At 33.1% G+C, this 20,897-nt stretch carries 20 protein-coding genes; 11 read left to right on the forward strand and 9 right to left on the reverse strand.

From position 1 onward, the window contains the following. Positions 1–25: 25 nt before the first annotated feature. Entirely contained in the window at positions 26–835 is an 810-nt protein-coding gene (locus B5X64_RS06350; protein WP_079464429.1) for an aminotransferase class IV, read from the forward strand. 79 nt (positions 836–914) lie between these two features. On the opposite strand, the gene B5X64_RS06355 is transcribed toward B5X64_RS06350, so the two are convergent. Next, a complete protein-coding gene (locus B5X64_RS06355; RefSeq protein ID WP_079464430.1) occupies positions 915–1,496 on the reverse strand; it encodes an N-acetylmuramoyl-L-alanine amidase family protein in 582 nt (193 codons plus the stop codon). 107 nt (positions 1,497–1,603) lie between these two features. Further along, the gene (locus tag B5X64_RS06360; RefSeq protein WP_079464431.1) at positions 1,604–2,152 is read right to left on the reverse strand and encodes a YqgE/AlgH family protein; all 549 of its coding nucleotides are present in this window, start codon (positions 2,150–2,152) and stop codon (positions 1,604–1,606) included. Between the two features lie 24 nt (positions 2,153–2,176). Here B5X64_RS06360 and pdxH point away from each other — a divergent pair, with 24 nt between their 5' ends. Further along, a complete protein-coding gene (pdxH, locus tag B5X64_RS06365; protein ID WP_079464432.1) occupies positions 2,177–2,818 on the forward strand; it encodes a pyridoxamine 5'-phosphate oxidase in 642 nt (213 codons plus the stop codon). Positions 2,819–2,971: 153 nt separating this feature from the next. Here pdxH and B5X64_RS06370 read toward each other — a convergent pair whose 3' ends face one another. Beyond that, positions 2,972–3,283, reverse strand: coding sequence for an HU family DNA-binding protein (locus B5X64_RS06370; protein WP_079464433.1), 312 nt, complete (start codon positions 3,281–3,283; stop codon positions 2,972–2,974). Between the two features lie 574 nt (positions 3,284–3,857). Here B5X64_RS06370 and panD point away from each other — a divergent pair. The 9 genes from panD to B5X64_RS06415 all read left to right on the forward strand — a co-directional run bounded on the left by panD (position 3,858) and on the right by B5X64_RS06415 (position 12,781). Next, complete coding sequence (gene panD / locus B5X64_RS06375) at positions 3,858–4,208, forward strand: aspartate 1-decarboxylase (protein ID WP_066679682.1); 351 nt, start codon at positions 3,858–3,860, stop codon at positions 4,206–4,208. Positions 4,209–4,211: 3 nt separating this feature from the next. Further along, complete coding sequence (locus B5X64_RS06380) at positions 4,212–5,225, forward strand: lysylphosphatidylglycerol synthase transmembrane domain-containing protein (protein ID WP_079464434.1); 1,014 nt, start codon at positions 4,212–4,214, stop codon at positions 5,223–5,225. Positions 5,226–5,395: 170 nt separating this feature from the next. Next, positions 5,396–5,971 (forward strand): TerD family protein, encoded by a 576-nt coding sequence (locus tag B5X64_RS06385; RefSeq protein WP_079464435.1) that lies wholly within the window; start codon positions 5,396–5,398, stop codon positions 5,969–5,971. A gap of 170 nt (positions 5,972–6,141) precedes the next feature. After that, positions 6,142–6,807, forward strand: coding sequence for a TerD family protein (locus tag B5X64_RS06390; RefSeq protein ID WP_074230012.1), 666 nt, complete (start codon positions 6,142–6,144; stop codon positions 6,805–6,807). A 204-nt stretch (positions 6,808–7,011) separates the two neighbouring features. After that, the gene (locus tag B5X64_RS06395) at positions 7,012–7,650 is read left to right on the forward strand and encodes a vWA domain-containing protein (protein ID WP_074230011.1); all 639 of its coding nucleotides are present in this window, start codon (positions 7,012–7,014) and stop codon (positions 7,648–7,650) included. Between the two features lie 181 nt (positions 7,651–7,831). Continuing rightward, positions 7,832–8,878 (forward strand): TerY-C metal binding domain-containing protein, encoded by a 1,047-nt coding sequence (locus B5X64_RS06400; RefSeq protein WP_338030680.1) that lies wholly within the window; start codon positions 7,832–7,834, stop codon positions 8,876–8,878. Next, positions 8,879–10,237 carry a PP2C family serine/threonine-protein phosphatase gene (locus B5X64_RS06405; RefSeq protein WP_079464436.1) on the forward strand — a complete coding sequence of 453 codons (1,359 nt, stop codon included), beginning with the start codon at positions 8,879–8,881 and terminating at the stop codon, positions 10,235–10,237. It abuts the gene before it with no gap. Positions 10,238–10,255: 18 nt separating this feature from the next. Beyond that, positions 10,256–11,245 (forward strand): AlbA family DNA-binding domain-containing protein, encoded by a 990-nt coding sequence (locus tag B5X64_RS06410; RefSeq protein WP_079464437.1) that lies wholly within the window; start codon positions 10,256–10,258, stop codon positions 11,243–11,245. A gap of 24 nt (positions 11,246–11,269) precedes the next feature. Continuing rightward, complete coding sequence (locus tag B5X64_RS06415) at positions 11,270–12,781, forward strand: helix-hairpin-helix domain-containing protein (RefSeq protein WP_079464438.1); 1,512 nt, start codon at positions 11,270–11,272, stop codon at positions 12,779–12,781. Between the two features lie 13 nt (positions 12,782–12,794). Here B5X64_RS06415 and B5X64_RS06420 read toward each other — a convergent pair whose 3' ends face one another. The 6 genes from B5X64_RS06420 to B5X64_RS06445 form a co-directional block, all read right to left on the reverse strand. Further along, positions 12,795–13,235, reverse strand: coding sequence for a GNAT family N-acetyltransferase (locus tag B5X64_RS06420; protein ID WP_079464440.1), 441 nt, complete (start codon positions 13,233–13,235; stop codon positions 12,795–12,797). Positions 13,236–13,280: 45 nt separating this feature from the next. Then, positions 13,281–14,480 (reverse strand): tyrosine--tRNA ligase, encoded by a 1,200-nt coding sequence (gene tyrS, locus B5X64_RS06425; protein ID WP_079464441.1) that lies wholly within the window; start codon positions 14,478–14,480, stop codon positions 13,281–13,283. Between the two features lie 350 nt (positions 14,481–14,830). Then, positions 14,831–15,646 carry a hypothetical protein gene (locus B5X64_RS06430; protein WP_079464443.1) on the reverse strand — a complete coding sequence of 272 codons (816 nt, stop codon included), beginning with the start codon at positions 15,644–15,646 and terminating at the stop codon, positions 14,831–14,833. Positions 15,647–15,789: 143 nt separating this feature from the next. Next, positions 15,790–17,457, reverse strand: coding sequence for an asparagine synthase B (gene asnB, locus B5X64_RS06435; protein WP_079464445.1), 1,668 nt, complete (start codon positions 17,455–17,457; stop codon positions 15,790–15,792). A 318-nt stretch (positions 17,458–17,775) separates the two neighbouring features. Further along, positions 17,776–19,440, reverse strand: coding sequence for a GLPGLI family protein (locus B5X64_RS06440; protein ID WP_079464446.1), 1,665 nt, complete (start codon positions 19,438–19,440; stop codon positions 17,776–17,778). 143 nt (positions 19,441–19,583) lie between these two features. Further along, on the reverse strand, positions 19,584–20,789 hold the full coding sequence (locus tag B5X64_RS06445; protein ID WP_079464447.1) for an RsmB/NOP family class I SAM-dependent RNA methyltransferase: 1,206 nt from the start codon (positions 20,787–20,789) through the stop codon (positions 19,584–19,586). Between the last annotated feature and the right edge of the window lie 108 nt (positions 20,790–20,897).

A 20,897-nucleotide genomic window follows, 5' to 3' on the forward strand; every position in this document is an offset into this window, starting at 1 on the left:
TATTTTTTTATAAAAGAATTAAATTTTGAAAAATACCTATTTTACATCTGAAGAACTTGAATTGAAAAACCGCGCATTTCTTTCCGGAGATGCTGTGAAAGTTTCTTTCTTTATTAGAAATTCAAAATTAATCATGGATGAAGAATGCTATTTCTTTTTAATGGCTTCCATGAGAAAAATGAGAATGAATATCCCTCTCAGTTATACGCTGGAGTTTTTTCAGAATCTTTTTAATACAAAAGTGATCGAAGGGGAAGGTGTTCAAAACGGAATTATCAATTTCCTAGTATTCAGAAATTCAGACGGAGTTATTTTATCTAAATCATCGGTTTCCTATTATTTTGAAGTGGACGAGATGGATGATGTTCTTTCTATTCATCAAAGACCTTTAGAATTAGATTTAATTAAAGAGATTAATGTGAATAATAATCTTTTGAGTAATATCAGAGTTCATTGTCCAGAAAATATTTATGGTGGAATTTACGCCCAGGAAAACGATCTGGATGATGTGATTCTATTAAATCCAAACAAGCGTATTGCCCGTTCTACAAGTGGAAATCTTTTGTTCTTAGAAGGGAATGTTATCAAGATACCAAAACAGTCCGAAGGTGCTTATATTTCGCCTTTGCTGGAGAATTTTGTGACTTTTCTGCATAAAAATAATCTTGCCGATACGCAGGAACATGAAATTATTGCTTTTGAATCTCAGAAAGCGGAAGAAATTCTGTTGATTTCAGATGAAAAAGGAATTTTCTCTGTAAAGAAAATTAGAAATAAAACTTTTGAAAGCGCTCGTTTCACCGAATTAGTTGAAAGCTGGAAGAATAGCTTCTAAAATTGACAAACCCGGTAAACAACATTTGAAGTCCTTTACCGGGTTTTATTCTGATTGAGATCAGAAACTGTATTTTTTATTATTGTTCGTTGATGAAATCAGCAAATTTCTGGGCAATTTCTCTTTGTCCGTCGTTGCTGTTCATGTATTCTCTTTCTTTTGTATTATTGATGTAGCCTAATTCTACCAAAACTGCAGGTGATTTTGAATTTCTAAGGATATGCAGATTTTGTTCTTTAATGCTGCATTCTCCTAATTTTTTCGATAATTTTTCAGCTAAATTTTTAGATTCTTGAGTATTCTGAATAAAAATTTCGTGACCGCTTTTATTGGTGTTTGCTTCAGGAGTTCTGTTAATATGAAGCGAAATAACCATTTCAGGATTCAGCTTGTTGATTTGCTCCGTACGCTCTGTAAGAGTGGCGTACGTATCGTCACTTCTTGTTAAAACAACTTCATACTTTCCGTCTTTATCACTTGCTTTTTTGATTTGCTGAGCGATATTTAAAACCATGTCTTTTTCTGAGATGCCATTAACGTTGGCTCCAAAATCATTTCCGCCATGTCCGGCATCGATTACGATTATTTTTTTGGTTTCGGTTGAGAAAGAAAGCAATGCGGCAGATGCGAATGATACAACCAGTAATTTTAATGCTTTCATAGTTCATTGTTTTAGGTTATCAAAGAACGTGAAAAGTATCTTAAAAATTATACAAGAAAAGCTTAAAAATTTGTTAAATTTTAAATCGCTTCAATGTGAAGTAATGACTAGTTTAAAGAAATGTCTTCTGGTGCATTTGCCCACAAAAGATATTCACCGCCAAGATTCTGCATGATAGATTTCCATAAAGTATGGTCATTGGGAAGCGTGTAATCCAGATTATAAACATCTACAACGGTCCAGACTTTCTGCAAAACTTCGTTTTCCAGCTGTGAAGCAGACCATCCCGAATATCCTGAGAATATTTTCACATCCTGAATGCTGATTTCATTCTGCAAAACGGCATTTATAATAAGTTCAATATCTTCCGTTAAGTAATATTCATTGTTAATTTCAGTGAAGTTCTCGGTTACTTTTTTTCCTTTAATAATAAAAAAAACTTTGTCGTTTTCTACAGGACCACCGTCATACACTTCAATCTCAAAATCGAAGAAATTTTTGAAACGATTACTCATTTTGCTGTTTCTCTTATTCAAGATCAAACCAAACGCTCCATTTTCATTATGGTCTATAATCAGCACGACCGATCTAGAAAAAATATCGCCGGAAATATCAGGTGTGGAAATTAATATTTTACCTTTGTATGAGTAATTCATACTCAAATTTAATAAAAATTATTTATGGAAAACCTCCACGATAAAAGAAAAATCTACGAAAAATCTCAACTTATTGAAACTGAGATTAAAGAGAATCCGATTGAGCAATTCAGAACTTGGTTTTTAGATGCTTCGGAAAATCCATCGGTGTCTGAGGCTAATGCAATGGCAGTTTCTACATTAGAGGAAGATGGTTGTCCGCGTACGAGAATGGTTTTACTGAAAGAATATACCTACGAAGGCTTTATTTTTTATACCAATTACGATAGTAGAAAAGGAAAAGCAATCGAAAAAACGCACAAAGCCTGTCTTCATTTTTTCTGGCCAGGTTTAGAAAGACAGATTATCATCAAAGCAGATCTTGAAAAAATTGCAGAGAATTTAAGTGATGGTTATTTTCATTCAAGACCGAAAGGAAGTCAGCTCGGTGCAGCTGTTTCACCTCAAAGCCAGGAAATCCCTAACAGACAATTTTTAGAAGAAAAATTAAAAGTTTTAGAGCAGGAATATGAAAATAAAGAAGTTCCAAGACCGGAAAATTGGGGTGGTTATATGGCAAAACCTTACGAAATAGAATTTTGGCAAGGAAGACCAAACAGATTGCATGATAGGATAATCTATACCTTAGAAGATTTCGACTGGAAAACCTCTCGACTGGCACCTTAATTTATAAACCGGCAAAATTGGATTTGTCATCGTTGAGTTTTTAAAACTTGGAGATGATCAAAATGTTAGTCATAATGATGATTAAGGCTTTCGAAACTATCATAACGAAAAAACCCCATCATATGATGAGGTTTATTTTTTATAATCACGAGATTATTTTTTCTTTTTACCAGTTGCAGGAGCGTTTGCCATTGCTACAGCCGAAGATAAATCTGCACCTGCTTTGAACTTAGCAACAGTTTTAGCTTCGATGTTGATTGGTTTTTTAGTAGCAGGGTTGATACCTTGTCTTGCAGCTCTTTCAGATACTGAGAAAGTACCGAAACCTACTAAAGATACTTTTCCTTCTTTTGTCTTAAGTGTAGTAGTTACATTAGAGATGAAAGATTCCAAAGCTGCTTTAGCTGCTACCTTAGTAATTCCTGCGTCTTTTGCGATTGCGTCGATTAATTCAGACTTGTTCATAATTTTAATATTAAAAGTTAGTTAGTTATAGAAGCAAATTTAAAACAATTTTCAAATTGTGCAAATTTTTTGTAAAAACTTATTGATTTTTTTTACAATTTGTTAAAATCAATTAAAATTTGATAATTTAAGTTTTTACGAAAAATCTACGTTTCGAGGTACTAAAATCATGCCAACTGCTTATGTTTATTGACTTTCCGTAATTATACGGCTTTATTCTTTGATTTATTAATTCCTTAATTTGATGTCAAGTATTTATTTTTTTGATGATATGCTTGTTGAGTTTGTAAAATAATTATCGATATTTTAGTTTAGATAAAATTAATTGCCTCTATTGATGAGACTTGTAATTTTCTTTTAAAATGATTTTTTAGAATTTGTCTAAATTGCCTTACTGTTTTAAGATGTGTTTTGGGCTTCCTATTTGAAAATTCGGTAGACAAAATCGAAAATAGGAAGTGAAAAATACGCTCAAAAGGGCTTAAAAAGAAATCAAAGATAAAGTTGTGAACTAAAATAAATATTTCGATAAAATTTTAAACAAGCTCTTAAATATTATTAATAAATTTGCACCATGTTAATAGAAGTATTCAAATCTAAAATTCACAGGGTAAGAGTTACGGCTTCAGACCTTAATTATATTGGAAGTATTACCATTGACGAAGATCTTATCGAAGCTGCCGGTTTGGTAGTCGGAGAAAGAGTTTATATCGTTAATGTAAACAACGGGGAACGTTTTGATACGTACGTGATCAAAGGAAAAAGAAAATCTGGCGAAGTTTGCCTTAATGGACCTGCTGCAAGAAAAGTTCAGCGTGATGACATCATTATTATCATTGCTTATGCACAGATGACGCCCGAAGAAGCTCAGGAGTTTCAGCCGAAAATTGTTTTCCCGGACGAAAAAACCAATCTTCTTACTTAAGATATGGAGAAGAAATCTAATAAAACTTTAAAATCTTTTCTCACCATAGTAATTTCGCTTGCTTTTGCAGGCTTTTTTTTGTGGTTGGCGCTTAGAGGATTAGATTTTAAAGTCATTCAAAAATCTTTGGCAAAGGCAAATTATCTTTGGGTGGCTTTTGCTGCTGTATTTGCACTTTTGGCCTATTGGTTCAGGGCAATTCGTTGGAATCTATTGCTGGAACCGATGGGACATAAAATATCAAGTTCGAATGCACTTTGGTCTTTGTCTTTCGGTTATCTGATGAATCTTACAATCCCGAGAAGTGGAGAAGTAGCGAGAGCGACTGCTTTATATGGAGTAGAAAAAGTGCCAGTAGATAAATCTTTTGGCACAATTATTCTTGAAAGAGTAGTTGATTTGATCTGCATGTTGGGATTTTTAGGATTGACCTTGATTTTTAAATATGATGCCATATTGGCTTTCTATAAAAATTCAGGTATCAATATTAATCCAAATAAAATACTTCTGGTTCTCGCAGGATTGGCTGTAGCAGGAGTTCTATTTTTTGTTTTTAAAAATAAATTTGTTAATGTTCCTATTCTTGGTAAAATAATTGGTTTTATTGATGGTATTCTATTAGGTCTTACGTCAATTTTTAAACTTAAAGAAAAAGGAAAGTTCATTCTATATACCATAGGAATTTGGGTTTCTTATTATTTTGCAGCCTATCTGGTTTGTTTTGCATTGCCTGAAACATCAGATTTTACTTTTGCAGACGGCTTTTTCATTATCGTTGTAGGAACTTTGGGAATGATCATTCCTGCAAGTGGCGGAATTGGCGCTTTTAATCTTGCAATGAAGTACGGTTTTATGGCATTATTTCTTGCAATGGGCAAAAGTGCAGAGTTTGGTGGCGAAATGGGTTTAACGTATTCATTCATCTCGCTTCCGTTACAGATCGTGGTTATGTTGGTAATGGGATTAATTTCCATTCCGATGTTGGCAAAAGCGCGTAATACTATCACTGAAAAATAAAATTACTTATTTTAAAATATATAAATCCTGTTTCACTTGAAGCAGGATTTTTTTTGTTTAAAAATTTTATCAAATATTAAAAAAAGTTTAAAACTGTATGACTTTTTATCATTAATTTGGTTAATTCAAAAATCAAATCTATCTTAAGGGAAAAATTATATTTATAGATTATGGCAATTAATTTACAGAAAGGTCAAAAAATAGAATTAGGACTTACAAAAATGACAATCGGTTTAGGATGGGATCCTAGTGAGGGTACTACTCAGACTTTTGATTTAGATGCTTCAGCAATTATGATTGACTCAGACAGAAAGCTTGTTGGTGACGAGTATTTTGTTTTTTATAATAACTTAAATTCTCCGGACGGAGCTTTACAACATACAGGAGATGATCCTGATGGGAAAAGCAGTGATGGAGATGATGACGAAGCGATTATTATTGATCTTGAAAAAGTAGATCCAAGAGTGGAAGAAATTCTGTTTGTGGTAACGATTGAAGATTTTGAAAGAAAAAAACAAAACTTTGGAATGGTAAGAAATTCTTACATCAGAGTTGTTGATAATAATAACCATCAGGAAATTGCAAAATACGAATTGGATGAAGATTTTTCTATTGAAACCGGTGTAGAATTCGGACGTCTTTACAAAAGAAACGGAAGCTGGAAATTTGAAGCTTCAGGCATTGGGTACAGAGCAGATCTTGGTTTCTTTTTAGAGAAATATTACAAAGGTCAAATCATTAAATAAAGATATTAGATTACGATACTGAAATTGCAAAAGCTTATTGACTTTGCTGAGTGAAACGCCTTTGCGAACGAAAAATATTCTCAATTAGAAAAAAACTTTGCGCACTTTGCGTTAAAAATATTTTCAAATAAAAAAATAAACTTTAAAACAACACAAAAAAGATATTAAAAATGGCAATTAATTTACAGAAAGGTCAAACGATAGATTTAAGGAAAAACGACCGTGGAGAAAGTGTTTATGACCTGTCTCAGGTAACCATCGGTTTAGGATGGGATGTTCGTAAGCAAGGAGGTTTTTTCGGAAAAATGTTCAGTAAAGAAGCAGAGTATGATTTGGATGCAGTTGCTTTTCTTCTTGATGGAAACGGAAAAGTTGCCAATTTAGGAAGAACCGTTCAGACCAATGATGGAAGACAAATGGGATTGTATCAAGGAGATGTAATTTATTTCAATTCGATGCAGCATCCAAGTGGTCATATCTGGTTAACCGGAGATAACAGAACCGGAGCCGGAGATGGTGATGATGAGCAGATTATTGTAAAATTAGAACAGTTGGACGAGCGTTATCAGAAAATTATTTTTGTGGTAACGATTTACATGGGTAGAAAGAATAACCAGCATTTCGGAATGATTGATAATGCATTTATCCGTGCGGTTGATGCAAGAGGAAAAGAAATTACAAAATACAGTCTTTCGGGTGATGCAAGTATGAACGGAATGTGTTCTATGGTTTTCGCTGAAGCGTACAGACACAACGGCGACTGGAAATTCCGTGCTTTAGGTGAACCCAATCACACCGACAGTTTTGTAGATATTCTTAAAAACTATTCTTACTAATCAAATTTAAACAATTCTATTTTTAAAGTATTTCGTATACGGCCTTTGCTGAGTAGAACGCCTTTGCGTACTTAAAAATATTCAGCAATTTTTTTTAAAACTTTGCGCAATTTGCGTTAAAAATAGAATCATAAATAAGTTTTATCAAAATTAATTTTCTTTTAATGGGAATTAATTTTGATGAAACTTTTAAAGTTTAGCAAAATGAACAGAAGATTATTGGCGTATTTTCTGCTGGATACTTCCGGCTCGATGAATGGCGAACCCATTCAGGCGCTGAACAATGGTTTCAACGGATTAATAAGTGCGCTTCGTTCAGATCCGCAAGCGATGGATACATTGTATTTAAGTGTCACAACTTTCGATCGTGAAGTAAAAAATATTATTCCGATGGTCGATCTGGCAAGTTTTCACCCAATGGAAATTACATGTCCCGATAGTGGCCCTACTCACACAGGCGCAGCTTTGGAATTGGTTTCTGCACTGCTTCAGGTGGATTTAATAAAAGGTTCAACAGAAGTGAAAGGCGACTGGAAACCGCTTCTTTTTATTTTTACCGATGGAAAACCTTCAGATATTCAAAAATACAGACAGATGATTCCTGTAATTAAAAATATGGATTTCGGTGTCATTGTTGGATGTGCTGCAGGTCCAAAAGCTGATGAAAGCTTCCTGAAAGAACTCACCGATAATGTGGTAAAACTCGATACAACCGATGCTGCAACCTTATCTTCATTTTTTAAATGGGTAAGTTCATCCATCACCATGGGCGGAAAATCACAAGGAACAGGCGAAAGCATCAGCCTTCCACCACCACCATCAGAATTGAATATTATTATTTAAAATCTGTCACTAAAAATTATAAAAATCAAACCATTAAGATGATTTAAGAAGTTACGTTTCACTAAGAAAAATCAAATAGATTTTTTGAAAAACAGGATGCTAAAAGCGAAGCCAAAACTTAATATTCTTAAATCCTTAATAGAACCTTAATGGTTAAATTTAAAATCTTCTAAAATTAAAAATGATGAGAAGACTTCCCATTTATTTTTTGGTAGATATTTCCGAATCGATGATTGGCGAGCCGATTGATCAGGTTCAGGAAGGTATTTCAACCATTGTAAGAGAATTAAAAAAAGATCCCTATTCATTAGAAACTGTCTGGATTTCCGTTGTTGGTTTTGCAGGAGAAGCAGAAGTGATTACACCATTGCAGGATATTATTTCGTTTTATCCGCCAAAAATCCCTGTAGGAAGCGGAACTTCTTTGGCAAAAGGCCTTTTTAAAGTAATGGACTGTATCGATAAAGACATTGTAAAAACCACTTACGACCGAAAAGGTGACTGGAAACCTCTTGTTTTTCTTTTTACAGATGGTGTTCCGACTGATGATGCGCAAATTGCCATCGAAAAATGGAATAAAAACTATCACGGAAAACCAAATACGATTGCCATTTCTATTGGTGACAATACCAATCATAAATTATTGGGTTCGCTTTCAGATAACGTTTTACTATTTAATAACAATTCAGAAAATTCTTACAAAGAGTTTTTCAAATGGGTGACCGATTCTATCAAAACAACCAGCCAGAGTGTGACGGAAGCCAATAAAGAAGGGATTAATCTATCTAAAATCGATCACAGTATTTTAGAAAAAGTTGATCCTGAAACTCAGCAAAGATTTCCAGATAATAATTTTGTAGTGTTGAACGGAAAATGTTCAGATTCCAAGAAACCATATCTAATTAAATATAAAAAAGCATTTACCGACTCCGGAATTGCAGGGATGCAGACCCGATATTACCGGTTGGAAGGTACTTACAAAATAGATGATGCTTCGTATTACCGACTTTCTTCGGCACAGAAAAGCAGTCAGAAAATTTCTGTGGAAGAACTTCATGGTGCTCCGTCTTGCCCGCATTGTGCCAATCCGATTGCTTTGGCGACTTGTTCTTGTGGCGGAATTCACTGTTTAAAAGGTGAAGGCTACAACGAATGTCCTTGGTGCGGAACCGGCGATCATTACGGATTCAGCAATGAAGGGTTTGATATCAACCGAACTTTAGGCTAAATGGAAAATACAATAAGGCAGATTTTGAAAAATCATGATATTCATGATCGTAAAATATTGGATAAAGTAGTTTCAAAGCTGTTAACTCAAACGGAAATTCAAACTCATGTACAGCTGATTATAGAAGCTCAGAACAAAATTATGCACGAAGCAATCATTTATAAAGAAAGAGAAGAATTTGCCGATGCATTTTTTCCGATTACCAATGCACATTCCAAAAAGAAATACGAATTTGTTTTTCCGATGGCGCAATTTCCGAATATCAGAATTAAAAATATTTCCGGACTGGAATTAGCTGGTTTAAATTTTGAAGAAAACACGATTAAAGGAATTCCTTTTGAAAGCGATACTTACGATTTGAAGATTGAGTTTTTTCATATTAACGACGAAGAAAATTCTGAATTTAAAAAAGCTCAACTTTTCGTCAACGCAGATCCAAAAGATTTGTGGAAAAACATTCCTTCCGATAAAGAAGCACCTTTTCACAAAGCAGATGAAGCAAAATTTAAAGGAAATTTTTCAGATAAAAAAATTGTGATCGCTTCACAAAGAGGTCGTTCTCATGCGCATGAAGGAAAGTTCAGAGATGATGATTTTGCGGTAAATGAATTGCCAAATTCCTGGAATATTATTTCGGTTTCCGATGGAGCCGGTTCTGCACAATTGGCGAGATATGGCTCTGAATTGGCAACTCAATCAATCAACGATTATTTTAAAAATACAGAAGTTTTAACCAAGCTAGATATTCATCTCAATAAAATTTTCAATTTAGAAAATGAGAATTCAGAAGCGAAACAAAACATTATAAAAATTCTTTACGAAGGAGTTTCTGATACTTTTAAAACATTAAAAGATAAAGCAGAAGAACATTTGGTCACGTTGAAAGATATGCATTCCACTTTAATATTTGCTTTGGTTAAAAAGTTTGATTTTGGGTATATTATTTTAAGTTTTGGAGTAGGTGATTGCCCGATTAATCTGATTAATGAAGATTTTTCTGATGTAAAATTGCTAAATACAATGGATGTCGGCGAATTTGGAGGCGGAACTCGTTTTATCACAATGAATGAAATTTTTGACGATACTATTTCTTCACGTTTCAAAATTACTCATGCCAAAGATTTTTCTAAATTGGTTTTAATGACTGACGGAATTTACGATCCGAAATTTATAACCGAAAATAAACTGGAAGACATCGAAAGTTGGAAAACATTTTTTGAAGATTTAAATGGTAAAAATGATGATGAAGCGAAAGTAGATTTCCAAAATGATGAAAACATTGATGAACAATTACTTTCCTGGATGGATTTCTGGAGCAAAGGAAATCATGATGATAGAACTTTGGCGGTGATTTATTAAAGAAAGATAAAAACTACTATGAAATATTCAAAATCAATTTTAGGAAAGAATATACTTGATTTAGATTATCAAGATCTTGAGAATTTTTTCTTATTAGAAAGAGAAGAAAACCTAAATTTAGAATTTAAGTCATATGTTAATCAGGGCAGTGTAAAAGATAAAGAAAAAGTAATATTTAAAAGTATCTGTGCATTATTGAATTCGGAAGGAGGTATAATAATTTGGGGAGCTCCAATAGAAATAAGAGATGAAAATGGAAATACAAAGGCAATAGGAAATTTAACTCCTTTTAATATAGGATTAGATAAAGACAAACTAATTAATAAAATTTCATCTGCAATTATTCCTCTTCCAATTGGTGTAAATGTGAATTTTCTTAAAAATGATGATGATAAATTTGTAGTGGTAATTGAAATTGAGAAAAGTGTCCATAAACCACATCAATTTGATAATTTGTACTTCATTCGATTAGATGGTCAAACTAGAATTGCACCACATTATCTAATAAAAGCATTAATTCAAAGTACAGAATTCCCAGTAATACGAGGACATATTAGATTAAAATTTATTGATGATTTGCATGATAGTATAAAGCTTACATTTAGACAACTTATTTATAATACTTCTCCGTACAATAATGAAATTAATCCTTTTTACCGATTAGTTGTTGAAAATACTGGAAAACTATATATAAATGATGAATATTATGGCGGTCATCATGAGACTGATTTTTCTATTTTAGCTAATGGAAGACCTGATTTATTAGATTTTTGTGTTATAATAAATAAAAATAATCTACAACAGAATGTTGATATAATATTACAATTCGGTGGGGAGAAATCTCCTTCTAAGATGTCTATTTATACATATAATTTCATAAATAATTTGATATTTGGAGCTGTTACGGATGAAAATAAATTTTTAGTTGAAAAAAACGAGAATCAACTTCCAACTGATTTTCCAAGTAGGTCTGATGACGACCGAATAGAATCTATAATGCAAATGTAATCTATTAACATTGTATATTTAACAATGAAAAAAACAACCTCCGTTTCCTCTATTTTAGATGCTACAAAATCATATGAATATGTAGATGAAAACCCTGTAAAAGGTGGGGTAAAAGATGTTTATTTTTCCCCTGACAGAAAATATGTGGTGGCTTTTTACAGAACACCTTTGGAAAACGAACAAAAAGAAAGAATCAAAAGAATTGTTTCTACCTATTTGGTGAATATTCAAAACGGAAATGCTTCAGAATATTATTTGGATGAGGTTTTCAGATGGCCTTATGATATTGTTCAGAAAAATAATTTGACAGGAATTGTTGTTCCTGTCTACAGTCAAAAATTCTTTTTTGCGAAAGGTTATGTCGGTTCAGATAATATTGCGGGCGGAGATAAAGTAGGGAAGTGGTTTACGGCTCCGATGTTCAGAAATCAGCATTATCCGCTTCGCTTAGATAAATCTGAATTGGGAGATTGGTTAAGTTACTTTCAAATCTCCATCAATATTACCCGAGGAATAAAAAAATTGCATCAGATGGGTTTGGCGCATTCAGATCTTTCTTACAACAATATTTTAGTTGATCCGGTCACAAAATCGGCCTGTATTATTGATATTGACGGTTTGGTGGTTCCAAAATTATTTCCGCCTGAAGTGATTGGAACTGCAGATTTTATTGCGCCTGAAGTTTTAAAAACAAAACATTTGCATCTGCATGACCCTGGGAGACAGCTTCCGAATCAGAAGACCGATCTTCATGCTTTGGCGGTTCTTATTTATATGTATCTTCTTCGCCGTCATCCTTTAAGAGGTGGTAAAATTTGGGATCTCGATTCTGAAAAAGATGAAATATTATCGATGGGTGAAAAAGCTCTTTTTGTAGAGCATCCAACGGATTCCAGCAATAAAGTACGAGTAGAATATCTTAAAAAATGGGATGCTTTTTGGGGTGATCCCAATAAAATTCCATACACCGTTACCGGACCTTATTTATCTGAATTGTTTAAAAAAGCTTTTATCGACGGGCTTCATGATCCGATTAAAAGACCTTTGGCAAATGAATGGGAAACGGCTTTACTAAAAACAGTAGACTTAATTCAGCCTTGTCATAATCCTGAATGCAGTGAAAAATGGTATGTTTTTGATAATACACAAACTCCTAGATGCCCGTTCTGTGGAACTTCACACAAAGGAACTTTGCCTGTTCTCGATTTGTATTTTAAATATGATGATGAGGTTTGGAAGCCTGAAAATCATCGATTAATGGTGTATCATAATCAGTATTTATTTAAATGGCATGTTTCGCGAAGGGTAATCCGCAATGAAAGCCTGACTTTCGAAGATAAAAAACCTGTTGGGTATTTTACTTTTTATCAGGATAAATGGGTTTTGGTGAATCAAACTTTGACTTCTATGAAAGATTTAACCGAACAAAAAGAGATTCCGCCCAATTCAATGGTTGAATTGTCTGAAGGCAAAAAAATATTGCTTTCCAATGAAGAAGGCGGAAGAATTATTTATGTAACAATGGCGAATCAGTGATATTATACAAGAATCAATAGCAAAACTTCATTATAAACGAATGTTCGTTTTCTTCAACTATTTTAAATCCTGTACGAAGATATAGTTTAAGTGCGGGATTTATTTTTAGAACACTTAGAGTAATTGGAGTTTTAGTAAGGGAAGCTTCTTCAATAATCATATTTAAAATATACCTTCCAAGACCATTGCCTTGGAAAGCAGGGTGAATCTGAAGCTGGATAATTTCAATCTCAGTTTTTCTGTATTGTATTTTCAATAATCCAATTTTTGTTTCTTTATAAATAAGAATATTAGCCACTTCAAATTTATAAAGAATCCTTTGTACATGAGAATCCTTATCAATTAAAAGACCAGAATTTGTAAGATGTTCGTTCATTGTTTTCACTCTTAAATCAGCAAGAAAATCAATATCATTTTCGGTAGCTTTTCTTATTGTAAGGAGTGAAAAATCCATTATTTTAAAACTTTTAAATTACTGTAAACGAATTTATCTAACAATCTAGACCAATTCAAAAAAATCTCTTTTGCCAATTTTAATTTTCGCCTGTTTTATTAACTCAATTTCAGCATTCGAATCTATAACTTTTACATTATTAATTTGAACTCCCCCGCTTTCAATTAATCTTCTGATGAAAGATTTACTTTCGTTGTTTTTCAACTGATGACAAAGCTCAATTAAGCTGATTTTCGATTGGTTTGGAAATAATGATTCAATAGAAACTGGCTCAAATACTTTCTCCTCAAAATTTTTATTCTGAAACTGATTAATAAAAAACTGTTCAGCAATTTCAGCCGATTTTTCATTGTGGTATTGAGAAATAATATTTTTGGCAATGACTTTTTTGATGTTCATTGGGTTTTCGCCATCAGAAATTCTCAATTTCAAATTTTGCTTTTCTGAATTTGAAAAATCTGTGGTCAAATCAATAAATTCATCAATCAGAGCATCAGGAATCGACATTGTTTTTCCAAACATTTCATTCGGTTCGTCTGTTAAACCGATGATATTATTAAGCGATTTACTCATTTTTTCTTTTCCGTCAAGTCCTTTTAATAAAGGCATGCACATCACAATTTGTGGTGACATTTGATGCGTTTCCTGCAGTTGTCTGCCCATCGTGCAGTTGAAAAGCTGGTCGGTTCCGCCCATTTCAATATCACATTCTATTTTTACGGAATCAAATCCCTGTAAAATTGGGTATACCAATTCATGCATTGCAATCGGGGAATTTTCTGTAAATCTTTTGTTAAAATCATTTCTGTGCATCAGTTGAGCCACCGTAACTTTTGACATCAACTGAATAACCTCTGAAAAATTCAGAGAATCCAACCAATCAGAATTAAAAACAATTTTCGTTTTCTCTACATCGATTACTTTTGAAAGCTGGTTGATATAGGTTTCTGCATTATGCTGTACTTCTCCAGCGCTTAAAGGTTTTCTCGCTTTATTTTTTCCGGTAGGATCACCTATTCTTGCCGTAAAACTTCCGACGATGATGATAATTTGATGTCCCAAATCCTGAAATTGTTTCAGTTTTTTCAAAACAACCGCGTGTCCCAAATGTAAATCTGGCGCAGTGGGGTCAAAACCAAGTTTGATGACGAGTTTTCTGTTTTCTTCTTCGGCTTGTTTTAATTTTTGTTCCAAACCGTTTTCTGGTAGAATAATTTCTACGTTTTCTTTTAATGTGTTGATCATTTTGTTAAGTTTTAAGCATAAAAAAGCCCGAACAAATCTGTTCGGGCTCTCAATATTGTAGTTTAAATTTTATTGAATTTTAGGTATAGAAACACTTCCCGAACGATAGAACGGGTAATAATAAGTATTGAAAAACGGTAAACGTAAAATGTTGTTTAAGTGTTTCATAGTTTTGCAAAGATAGAAATTTAGATTGAAAATTGTTATCTGTTTATTACAAGCAATCATTTTTCCACTCAATCGGATTTTCAAAACTCTGTTTGCTGTCTGTCAAACTTTTCCTGGTATTTTTATAAATGAAAAAGCCCCGAAAATATTATTTTCAGGGCTTTTTTTAAGATTAAATCTTATTATTTTCTTGGTTTTTCTACTCCGATCCACGCTTCACCTTCTCTTTTTACCTGGCTTAGTATGAATGTTTTAAAATCCTCAGTTTTGTATTCGATGTTATCTTTATTTTGCTCAAAAGGCATAATGTAGAAGAAATCTTTGTCTGTTTTATCAGCTTTTGTTCCTTTCTTCACTGTTGGCATATATTTTTTATCAAATTTATACTTCGGAAGATATTGCTTTACAGAAGCGTAAAATTTAGCATTCTCTTTTTCGTTAGGGATAATGTCAACGATGTTAAATTTATCATTTTTCTTATCAACCCAAAGGTAATAATTGGTTTCTTCGTGTGTTTTCTTGTTTAAAGAAGTGAATCCGAAGAATTCTTTAGGTACCAACTGTTTGATTTTTTCAGCATCTACTTTAGTGAAATATTCTCCCTGTGAAGGGTCTACATACGTTTCAAGATTCAACAATAATACCTGATTATTCTGGAAGTTTTTATTTTTGAAATATTGATCTAGAGATAATTCTGCGGTATGTCTAAGCTCTTTTCCTCTTTCATCCAATTTCTTGGTAGGGTTTTGTGGATTTACTTTTTTTACGAAGTTATACAAAACAACTGGCTTAATATCTGCAAGGTGAGGATAAGTTTTAAGCTGTTCTGCTTTTACCAACCAATAATATTGCTGATAATAATCGTCTTTATCAACAGGTTTTACAGTTTTATAAGAAAGAGCTAGTTTTTTAGAATTGAGAACTTTTCCGTATTTACCTTGTCCGAAAGCTAAGCTTGTACACAGTAAAGCAAAAAAAATAGTAATGTTTCTTTTCATTTTACAACAGAGATTATTTTTATTTTCCAAATATAATTATTTATTAGATAATAAGTTTAATTGTTAGTTAAATTATGCAAATATTATTGATTTTATTGAATAAAAAATCCTGTACGAATACAGGATTGATAAATTTAGTTAATTTAATAAGATGTTTCGTGCACTTTCACTGCTCTGCCGCTTGGGTCATTCATTTTTTTAAATGCTTCATCCCATTCCAATGCGATAGGAGTGGAGCATGCAACTGAAGGAACCGATGGAACGGTCGCAGCTGCAGTTTCACTTGGGAAGTGTTCTTCAAAAATTGTTCGGTAGCGGTATTCTTCTTTGTTTTGCGGCGTGTTTAAAGGAAATCTGAATTTTGCATTTGCCATCATTTCGTCAGTCACATATTTCTCAGCAATATCTTTCAAAGTATCAATCCAAGAATAGCCAACTCCGTCTGAGAACTGTTCTTTTTGTCTCCATGCAATAGATTCCGGTAATAAATCTTCAAAAGCTTTTCGTAAAACCCATTTTTCAATTTTTCCTTCTTCTTTGCGAATCATTTTATCTTCCGGGTTTACATTCATCGCAACATCCATAAATTCTTTATCTAAAAACGGAACTCTACCTTCAATTCCCCAACTCATCAATGCTTTGTTGGCTCTTAAACAATCGTATAAATGAAGTTTATTAAGCTTTCTTACGGTTTCATCATGAAATTCTTTAGCGTTCGGAGCTTTATGAAAATATAAATATCCGCCAAATAATTCATCTGCACCTTCACCTGAAAGCACCATTTTTATTCCCATTGATTTAATGACTCTTGCTAAAAGATACATAGGTGTCGAAGCTCTGATTGTTGTCACATCGTAAGTTTCCAAATGATAAATTACATCACGGATGGCATCAAGACCTTCCTGAACGGTAAAATTAACTTCATGATGAATAGAACCGATATGCTCCGCGGCTTTTTTTGCTGCTGCCAAATCGGGAGAACCAACTAATCCAACGGCAAAACTGTGCAGTCTCGGATACCAGGCTTCCTGAGTATCGCCACTTTCTATTCTCTGTCTTGCGAATTTTGCAGTAACGGCAGAAATAATTGAAGAATCTAAACCTCCTGAAAGTAGAACTCCATAAGGAACGTCACTCATCAATTGTCTGTGAACGGCATCTTCCAACCCTTTTCTGATTGCCTGGATATCTGTAACGTTATCTTTTACGGCATCAAAGTTTTCCCAGTCTCTTTTGTACCATTGCTGAAGCTCATGTCCGTCAATATTATATAGATAATGTCCAGGCAAAAAAGTGTCAATTTTTTTACAGATTCCTTCCAAAGCTTTCAGCTCTGAGGCAACATAATAATTTCCTTCTCTGTCCCAGCCTTGATAAAGTGGGCAAATTCCCATTTGATCTCTTGCGATAAGATAAATATTATTTTCAATATCGTATAATGCAAAAGCAAAAATACCGTTGAGCTTTTCAATAAATTCTTTTCCGTATTTTTTGTAAAGCGCTATAATTACTTCGCAATCAGACTGAGTCTGAAATTCGTAATCAGGAAATTCTTCTTTTAATTCTCTGTGATTGTAAATTTCACCATTTACGGCAAGTACAATTTTTCCGTCTTTTGAAAACAGAGGTTGTTTTCCGGAAGCAGGATCTACGATAGCGAGTCTTTCATGTGAAAAAACAACTTTTTCACTTTGGAAAACACCACTCCAATCGGGACCGCGGTGACGGATTTTTTTAGACATTTCAAGAACCTGAGGTCTTAGTATTTCGGTTGACTGTTTTGCGTCAAATAAGCAAACGATTCCACACATGTTATATTTATTTGATACAAAGCTAAATATATGGTTTAAAAATTACAATTAAAATTTTCAAATGATTAATGTTTTAAACTTAAATATTATTTTTGATTTAAAATATTAATTTAAATACTTAAAAAGTAGTAATAACAAGAATTTTTTTCACAATAGAAAAACTCCTATGATTCATAAAGAATCAATAATTAAATAAAATATTTTTAAAATTACTATTTGTAATTCAAATATTTTTCTCACCTTTGTTGCTCGAAATAATTTTTTTTCATCATTTGTGTTTTTACCTCCTTGTAATAATATTGCAAGGAGGTTTTGTTTTTACTCATTTCCTAGTAAAACACCTGAAATATTCCATGCGCTGAAGCTGGTTCCTTCAGGTTCTCCTTGTGGAATTTTCACTTGAATTGTATGTTTCCCGGCTTTTAAATCTCCTAAAGAAATGAAGTTTGGATTGGTAACTGTTCCGGGACACCAGTTGGATCTGCTTAAATCTGAAGATGAAAGTCCATCAGCAAAATTTCCCGAAGCTGGATTGAATAATCGGTAAGAACCGCATTCTGTTCTCCAGGGTGTAAATGAAAATGCCATTTTTCCATCCAAGTAAATTGAATTGGCTTTTGGAATAAACTCGTCACCATTTTCCCAACCTCCATGTCCGGTTGTAATGTATCTTAACTGTGCATTTTTAAGATCTTTTTCTAAATTGAATTCGATAAAAAGTCCTTTGTCATTATTAAACATTGTTGCATAATCCTGTCCGGCCATTTCCATAATATTGGTTGTATTGAAAAGCGGAATGACTTTATTATTTTTATGGACGATCTGTTCGCTGTTGTGAATCGTGATATCTAAACTCACTTTGTGACCGCCTTTATCATAGTTTCCAATGAAAGTCCCGATCCAGAGCTCTTTTTCAGAAAGGGAAGGCTTTAATTCTGTAATATCCTGACGAAACGGACTTACCGTTTGCCAGGTTTTATCCTTTAACTCAATATGATTGAACTTGTTGATTCCGAAAGCGGTAAAAAATCTCATCAATTCAACTGTCGGTTGATAATTTTGATTGGAAACAACTCCATGATATTGTTTTCCATTGCCATTTTCGTATACAGGAAGTGTTTTTGCCCCTTTTTCTAAACCATCAAAAAATGTCTGCGATTTTTCTTCAGGAATAAAAAAAACGGTTCCTGTTCTGTCGTAAGCATCGCCGTTGGATTGTTGCTTTAATTCCACAAAAATATTATCACCCTGAGCAATTTTTGGAAACTTTACCTTCTTTAAAATAATCGTTCCGTTGGCAAATCTTTTTATTTTTTCATCAGATTTTGACTGGTCTAAGAAATTAATAATTTCATTTTCAAAAACTTTTAACGTTGTAAATCTGCTTTTCCAAAGTAAGTCTTTGTAGCTTAAAAGATCAGTTATAGGAATGGTTTTAGTGATAATTTTATCAATTCCTGTTGTTTTAATTTTCTTTAAAGAAACTACTGTTGTCGCTGAATTTCCGTTTCTTTCAACCTGCAAAACCAATCCTAAATTTTGTCCTAAACTTGATGGTCCGCCTTTTATTTTTAAATCATTGGTGTACCAAACCTCAATCGTATTTGAATTGATTTTTGTGATTGCTTTTTTACAGTTGTAGCCTAAAATCTTTTTAGTTTGGGTAGTTAACTCAAATTCCTGCTTTGAAATAGATTCTTTGTCTGAAGTTGAAATTGCTTCGTTCGGCTTTAAAAAGGCATATGAAACAATTGTGTTAGACGGTTTTTCTATTTTGCTGATTTCAAAAGGGTAGTCGCTTTTCAGCTCTTTGATTTTTGTATTTAAAATGAAATTTTCTTGTTCGTTAACCCAAACAATAGTTGGATTTTGATTGGGCAGAACTTTTCCGTTGTATGAGCTTTCATATTGAATTTCATACGTCTGAGAAAAACTTAAAACAGATAAGAAAATAAAAAAACTTGCTAAAATTGTTTTAAACATAATGTATTGATGGTTTTTACAAAGATAATGTTTGATTTAGATAATAAAAACTCTGAGAAAATCCTTGAAAATTAGGCTTGAGTTTAATAAAAAAACTACTCCAAAAAATAGAGTAGTTTAATATAGTTTATTGTGTAAATTTTTTAAGAAAGTCTTTCGATCAAAGCCATGTAGAATCCGTCGTAACCTTCGCTTGGCATTACTTTTTCGTCTTTAACCATTTTATAGTTAGGATTGTTTTTGATAAACTCTTCTACTTGCTTGTTGTTTTCAGAAGGTAGAATAGAGCATGTTGCATACACCATTTTTCCACCCACTTTCAGCATTTTAGAATAATCCTGCATGATTTGCTGTTGCTCTTTCTTAATTCTGTCGATAAAAGCTTGGTCGATTTTCCATTTACTGTCAGGGTTTCTTTTTAAAACTCCTAAACCAGAGCATGGTGCATCGATCAAAAGTCTGTCTACTTTATCGTGAAGACGTTTGATTACTTTCGTATCTGAAATCATTCTCGTTTCAATGTTGTGAGCTCCGGCTCTTTTTGCACGACGCTTCAATTCAGCCAGCTTCCATTCAAAAATATCAAGAGCAATAATCTGTCCTTTATTTCCCATCAATGCAGCTAAGTGAAGGGTTTTTCCACCCGCACCTGCACAAGCATCAACTACTCTTTGGCCTTCTTTTACATCAAGAAAATAACCGATTTTTTGTGAAGAGGCATCTTGTACTTCAAATAATCCTTCTTTGAAAGCTGTGGTAAGAAATACATTTTTCTTTTCCTCAAGCTGTACTGCATCAGGATAATTTTTAATAGGGTAAGAAACTACATTTTCGTCGGCAAGGTCAGAAATAAGTTCTCTTGGAGTTGTTCTCAAAGAATTTGCTCTTAAAACAGTAGGTGCTTTTTCGTTCAAAGCATGCATTTCTTTTTCCCACTTTTCTCCTAATTCTCTTTCCAGAGTTTCAACAAGCCATTCTGGAATAGAATGCTCAATTGCTTTTGTTGGAACAGTTCCTTTTTTCAGTTTTGTCGTAATGTCGGCGATTTTGATGCCTTCAAATTCTTCAAATCTTTTGTAATTGGTTTTGCTCCAAAGAAGATATGCGATGATTAGTTTATAGATGTTGGTAGGTTTTACTCCTTCACCCATATAATATTCAAGCCGTTTTTTCCAACGGATAATGTTATAGAAAATCTCAGAAACAACGGCTCTATCTTGGCTTCCCCACTGTCTGTGGGATTTCAAAAGCCTTTCTATTACTTTATCTGCGTATTTGTTTTTTTCGAAAAATGTTTCCTGTAACGCATCGTGAATTCCGATTGCCAGGTTTCTGTGAATTAATTCCATAAATTGCTATAAGCTGTTTGAATTTGCAAAAATACGAATTTAAGTTGAGAGTTAATGATTTGTAGTTGTGAGTTATAAATTATGAATTTAAAGAAAGTTCAATTTAGA

The organism is Chryseobacterium balustinum, from assembly GCF_900168205.1.
In the GTDB taxonomy this organism is placed as follows: domain Bacteria; phylum Bacteroidota; class Bacteroidia; order Flavobacteriales; family Weeksellaceae; genus Chryseobacterium; species Chryseobacterium balustinum.

What these genes read in the sequence shown, in the direction of transcription:
- B5X64_RS06355 (WP_079464430.1), bottom strand. Translation starts at nt 1,496, where the DNA reads ATGAAAGCATTAAAATTACTGGTTGTATCATTCGCATCTGCCGCATTG.
- B5X64_RS06360 (WP_079464431.1), bottom strand. Translation starts at nt 2,152, where the DNA reads ATGAATTACTCATACAAAGGTAAAATATTAATTTCCACACCTGATATT.
- pdxH (WP_079464432.1), top strand. Translation starts at nt 2,177, where the DNA reads ATGGAAAACCTCCACGATAAAAGAAAAATCTACGAAAAATCTCAACTT.
- B5X64_RS06370 (WP_079464433.1), bottom strand. Translation starts at nt 3,283, where the DNA reads ATGAACAAGTCTGAATTAATCGACGCAATCGCAAAAGACGCAGGAATT.
- panD (WP_066679682.1), top strand. Translation starts at nt 3,858, where the DNA reads ATGTTAATAGAAGTATTCAAATCTAAAATTCACAGGGTAAGAGTTACG.
- B5X64_RS06380 (WP_079464434.1), top strand. Translation starts at nt 4,212, where the DNA reads ATGGAGAAGAAATCTAATAAAACTTTAAAATCTTTTCTCACCATAGTA.
- B5X64_RS06385 (WP_079464435.1), top strand. Translation starts at nt 5,396, where the DNA reads ATGGCAATTAATTTACAGAAAGGTCAAAAAATAGAATTAGGACTTACA.
- B5X64_RS06390 (WP_074230012.1), top strand. Translation starts at nt 6,142, where the DNA reads ATGGCAATTAATTTACAGAAAGGTCAAACGATAGATTTAAGGAAAAAC.
- B5X64_RS06395 (WP_074230011.1), top strand. Translation starts at nt 7,012, where the DNA reads ATGAACAGAAGATTATTGGCGTATTTTCTGCTGGATACTTCCGGCTCG.
- B5X64_RS06400 (WP_338030680.1), top strand. Translation starts at nt 7,832, where the DNA reads ATGATGAGAAGACTTCCCATTTATTTTTTGGTAGATATTTCCGAATCG.
- B5X64_RS06405 (WP_079464436.1), top strand. Translation starts at nt 8,879, where the DNA reads ATGGAAAATACAATAAGGCAGATTTTGAAAAATCATGATATTCATGAT.
- B5X64_RS06410 (WP_079464437.1), top strand. Translation starts at nt 10,256, where the DNA reads ATGAAATATTCAAAATCAATTTTAGGAAAGAATATACTTGATTTAGAT.
- B5X64_RS06415 (WP_079464438.1), top strand. Translation starts at nt 11,270, where the DNA reads ATGAAAAAAACAACCTCCGTTTCCTCTATTTTAGATGCTACAAAATCA.
- B5X64_RS06420 (WP_079464440.1), bottom strand. Translation starts at nt 13,235, where the DNA reads ATGGATTTTTCACTCCTTACAATAAGAAAAGCTACCGAAAATGATATT.
- tyrS (WP_079464441.1), bottom strand. Translation starts at nt 14,480, where the DNA reads ATGATCAACACATTAAAAGAAAACGTAGAAATTATTCTACCAGAAAAC.
- B5X64_RS06430 (WP_079464443.1), bottom strand. Translation starts at nt 15,646, where the DNA reads ATGAAAAGAAACATTACTATTTTTTTTGCTTTACTGTGTACAAGCTTA.
- asnB (WP_079464445.1), bottom strand. Translation starts at nt 17,457, where the DNA reads ATGTGTGGAATCGTTTGCTTATTTGACGCAAAACAGTCAACCGAAATA.
- B5X64_RS06440 (WP_079464446.1), bottom strand. Translation starts at nt 19,440, where the DNA reads ATGTTTAAAACAATTTTAGCAAGTTTTTTTATTTTCTTATCTGTTTTA.
- B5X64_RS06445 (WP_079464447.1), bottom strand. Translation starts at nt 20,789, where the DNA reads ATGGAATTAATTCACAGAAACCTGGCAATCGGAATTCACGATGCGTTA.